Below are 4032 nucleotides of genomic sequence, written 5' to 3'. Positions count from 1 at the left end.
GCCCCCGACTCGACCGCGCTGATGGGAGCGGTGCCCCGCCTACCGGACAACGGCGGCGAGCCGACTTCCGCGGAGCCGGCCGAACCGCCCCGTCCGCGCCGTGGCGAGCGGGTGGTCCAGCTCCGGGCCGAGCAGACCGACGAGGGCTACAAGAGCGTCTATTCCGAGCTGACCCGGCCGACGTTCTGGACCCGGCTGCGCCTCGGGGTCCGGGTCACCGGTGAGGTGCTGATCACCTTCGGCCTGGTGGTGATCCTCTTCGCCGGATACGAGGTGTGGGGCAAGTCGGCCATCGTCGACGCCCACCAGAACGATCTCAGCAACCAGCTCGCCCAGGCGTGGGGTTCCACCGGCGACCCGACCGTGGCACCCAGCGCCAGCACGTCGACGAAGCCGAAGCCACCGATGCACGGCGAGCCCATCGCCGGGCTCTACATCCCGAAGCTCGACAGGAACTGGGTCGTGGTCGAGGGGGTCACCCAGCAGGACATCCGGTATGCCCCGGGCCACTACCCGGACAGCGCGATGCCCGGCGAGGTGGGCAACTTCTCCGTCGCCGGCCACCGCAACCGGGCGACCTTCTGGCGGCTGGACGAGCTGAACCCCGGCGACGCGATCGTCGTCGAGGACAAGACCGAGTGGTACGTCTACAAGGTCTACCAGTCCCGGATCGTCAAGCCGAACCAGGTCGAGGTCGTCGCCCCGGTGCCGATGGAGCCGGGCGCGGAGCCGTTCAAGAAGGTGCTCACGCTGACCACCTGCAACCCGAAGTTCGACAACTACCAGCGCCTGATCGTGCACGCCGAGCTGGAGCGTACCCAGCCCAAGTCGGCGGGCGAGCCGGCCGAGCTGGAGGCCTGACGTGTACGGCTGGATCTGGCGCAAGCTGCCGCTGGGGCTGCCCGGCAAGCTGATCGGCTCGCTGCTGCTCGCCACCGCCACGGTGGCCCTGCTCTGGTACGTGGTCTTCCCGTGGGCGGAGCCGCTGCTCCCCTTCGACGACGTGCAGGTCACCCAGGACTCCGGCGTGCCGGGCGGCGATCCGGGCGTGGACGGGAACGCTCCCCCGACCGGCGACGAGCACGACCTGCCGTACGACACCGAGCAGAACAACACCCCACCCCCCTCTCCGAGCAGGTGACGATGCGTGTCCTGGTGATCGACAACTACGACTCGTTCGTCTTCAACCTGGTGCAGTACCTCGGCCAGCTCGGGGTGGACTGCGAGGTCCGGCGCAACGACGACATCGACGTCGAGGAGGTGGGGCGGGTCGGCGCGGCCGGCGTCCTGCTCTCCCCGGGGCCGGGCAGCCCGGACCGGGCCGGCGTGTGCCTCGACGTCATCCGCCGGTACGTGGGCGAGCTGCCGATCTTCGGTGTCTGCCTGGGGCATCAGGCGATCGGCGAGGCGTTCGGGGCGACCGTGGCCCGCGCCCCCGAGCTGCTGCACGGCAAGACCTCAGAGGTGCGGCACCGCTCGACGGGCGTGTTGGCCGGCCTGCCCGACCCGTTCACCGCCACCCGGTACCACTCGCTCACCGTCCTGCCCGAGACGCTGCCGGACGAGCTGGAGGTCACGGGCTGGACGGACTCGGGCGTGGTGATGGCCATGCGGCACCGGTCCCTGCCGATCGAGGGCGTCCAGTTCCACCCCGAGTCGGTGCTCACCGAGGGCGGCCACCTGATGCTGGCCAACTGGCTGGCGGGCTGCGGTTACCCGGAGGCCCTGGAGCGCGCGCCGGAGCTGGCCGCCGAGGTCGACGCCCGCCGCCGTTCGGCGTTCGTCGCCGCCTGACCGGCCGGGCCTCAGGGGAGCCCGGTGGTCGGGCCGCCGTGTCGGCGACGTGGGGCGATCCGGGCTCGATGATGCCGCCATGTCGGCGACATGGTGCTGATCAGTGCGCTCGTCGATCGACGAGCGCACTGATCAACGCGCCCCGGCTTTGGCGTCAGTCCTGGTTGAGGCGGATCGGCGGGAACAGGAACCCGCCACCGTCGCCACCGGTCGGTGGGGTCGGCGAGGGCGTGACCGGCGGGGTGCCCGTCGGGTCGGTCGGGCCGGGGGTGGGCTCCGGGATGTCCACCTCGATGGTGACCTGCTTGCCCCGCTCCAGCTCGGTGCCGCCCCGGGGGTTCTGGCCGGACACCTTGCCAGCCTGATCGGCGGGCACCTCGTCGCCGTCGACGATCCGCACCTGGTAGCCGGCCTGCTCCAGCTCCCGCTTGGCGTCGTCGGCCGAGGAGCCGACGACGTTCGGCACCTGCCGGACGTTGCCCCGGGAGATCTCCACGGTCACCTTGGTGCCCTCGGCGACCCTGGTGCCGGACGGTGGGGTGACCTTCGTGACGATCCCCTCCGGCTCGGGGCTGCTGACCTCCTTCTCGATCACCACAAGCTTGAGCGCCTCGAGCTGCGGCTCGATGTTGTCGAACTGGGAGCCGACCAGCCCGTTGGGGATCGTCACCTCCGGCTTGCCGGAGCAGATCCGGATGGTGACGCCCCGGCCCTTCTCCAGCTGCGTCGTCGGCGGCGGGTCCTGCACCGCGACCGTGTCCTTCTTGCAGGTGCTGTTGGCGACCGGGTCCCCGACGGCGGGAACCAGACCGGCCTGTTCGAGCTGGGCCACCGCCGCCGCCTGGGTCTGCCCCGTCAGGTCGGGCACAGCGATCTTCTCGGCACCGCCCCGGTTCATCAGGATGGCGGTGACCAGGGCGATCACCGCGAGCACGCCGAGCACGGCGAAAGTGGCGATCACCCAGGAGGACGCCCGGCGCTGGCGCGGGTCGCCGACCCGGGCCGGCATCTGCTGCCGGGTGGCCGCGCCGCCGGCGACCTGGGTCGGGTAGCCCGAACCGGCGGCCGACATCGGGGCGGTCTCGGCCTCGCGCATCACCGGGGTGGCGAGCACCGGCCGGCCGGCCGCCGCACGGAGCAGGTCGGCCCGCATCTCGCCGGCGCTCTGGTAGCGGTTGAGGGGGTTCTTCGACAGCCCCTTGAGCACGATCGCGTCGACCGCCGGGTTGACGTCCGGGTTGATGTCGCTCGGCGTCGGCGGGGCCTCCCGCACATGCTGGTACGCCACGCTGACCGGGCTGTCGCCGACGAACGGCGGGTGGCCGCAGAGCAGCTCGAACAGCACGCAGCCGGCGGCGTACACGTCGGAGCGGGCGTCGACCGCCTCGCCGCGCGCCTGCTCGGGGCTGAGGTACTGCGCGGTGCCGATGACCGCGCTGGTCTGTGTCATGGTGGTGGCGCCGCTGGCCAACGCCCGGGCGATGCCGAAGTCCATCACCTTGACCTGGCCGGTCTGGGTGAGCATCACGTTGCCCGGCTTGATGTCCCGGTGGATGATTCCGTGCCGGTGGCTGAACTCCAGCGCGGCGCACATGTCGGCGCAGATCTCCAGCGCCCGGCGCGGCTGGAGTCGACCCTCGACGCCGAGCACCTCCTTGAGGGTCCGCCCGTTGACGAACTCCATCACGATGAACGGCAGTGTCTCGCCGGTCGGCCCGGTCTCCTCGCCGGTGTCGTAGACCGCGACGATGGCCGGATGGTTGAGCGAGGCGGCGTTCTGCGCCTCCCGGCGGAACCGCATCTGGAAGGTGGCGTCGCGGGCCAGGTCCGCCCGGAGCATCTTGATCGCGACGTCCCGACCGAGCCGGAGGTCGCGGCCGCGGTGCACCTCGGCCATGCCGCCGTAGCCGAGCAGCTCGCCGACCTGGTACCTGCCACCGAGCAGGCGGGCCTGCGCTGTCATCGCGTCTGTCGTCCTTCGCTCGTCGTCGTCTCGCCGCCGCCCGGCAGGAGTCGTCGTTCCACCCGACGGTACGGCGTCCCGGACGGATCGTCGCGCTCGCCGGCCAGCAGCGCGCCGGACGTCACGGCCCGGGGACCGAACCCGCCGGGGTCACCGGCTGCCGCGTTCTTCCGCAGGTTGTAGGAAATCACGCCGGAGCAGAGCAGGACCAGTGTGGCCACCAGGACGAACAGCCATATCGCCCCTGACCTGGACCGCTGCGGCGGGGCCGGGGG

4 protein-coding genes and 1 pseudogene are annotated in these 4032 nt (G+C 71.6%); 3 read left to right on the top strand and 2 right to left on the bottom strand.

From position 1 onward, the window contains the following. The 3 genes from E1258_RS30660 to E1258_RS30650 form a co-directional block, all read left to right on the top strand. Positions 1–861 (top strand): class E sortase (locus E1258_RS30660; protein WP_243715791.1); only part of this gene is annotated, 861 nt, incomplete at its 5' end. Position 862: 1 nt separating this feature from the next. Then, positions 863–1141 carry a hypothetical protein gene (locus E1258_RS30655; protein ID WP_132407240.1) on the top strand — a complete coding sequence of 93 codons (279 nt, stop codon included), beginning with the start codon at positions 863–865 and terminating at the stop codon, positions 1139–1141. A 2-nt stretch (positions 1142–1143) separates the two neighbouring features. Then, on the top strand, positions 1144–1794 hold the full coding sequence (locus tag E1258_RS30650; protein WP_132407238.1) for an aminodeoxychorismate/anthranilate synthase component II: 651 nt from the start codon (positions 1144–1146) through the stop codon (positions 1792–1794). Positions 1795–1948: 154 nt separating this feature from the next. Here E1258_RS30650 and pknB read toward each other — a convergent pair whose 3' ends face one another. After that, complete coding sequence (gene pknB, locus E1258_RS30645) at positions 1949–3757, bottom strand: Stk1 family PASTA domain-containing Ser/Thr kinase (protein WP_132407236.1); 1809 nt, start codon at positions 3755–3757, stop codon at positions 1949–1951. Beyond that, positions 3754–4032, bottom strand: a pseudogene (locus tag E1258_RS30640) (serine/threonine protein kinase); the annotation flags it as partial. The gene pknB and the pseudogene E1258_RS30640, both read right to left, overlap by 4 nt.

This window comes from Micromonospora sp. KC207, assembly GCF_004348615.1.
Lineage (GTDB): Bacteria > Actinomycetota > Actinomycetes > Mycobacteriales > Micromonosporaceae > Micromonospora.
This window is presented reverse-complemented; position numbering and strand designations above follow the sequence as displayed.

Bases quoted from the DNA above. Each gene is read 5' to 3' on its own strand.
- E1258_RS30650 (WP_132407238.1), top strand. From the start codon at position 1,144: ATGCGTGTCCTGGTGATCGACAACTACGACTCGTTCGTCTTCAACCTG.
- pknB (WP_132407236.1), bottom strand. From the start codon at position 3,757: ATGACAGCGCAGGCCCGCCTGCTCGGTGGCAGGTACCAGGTCGGCGAG.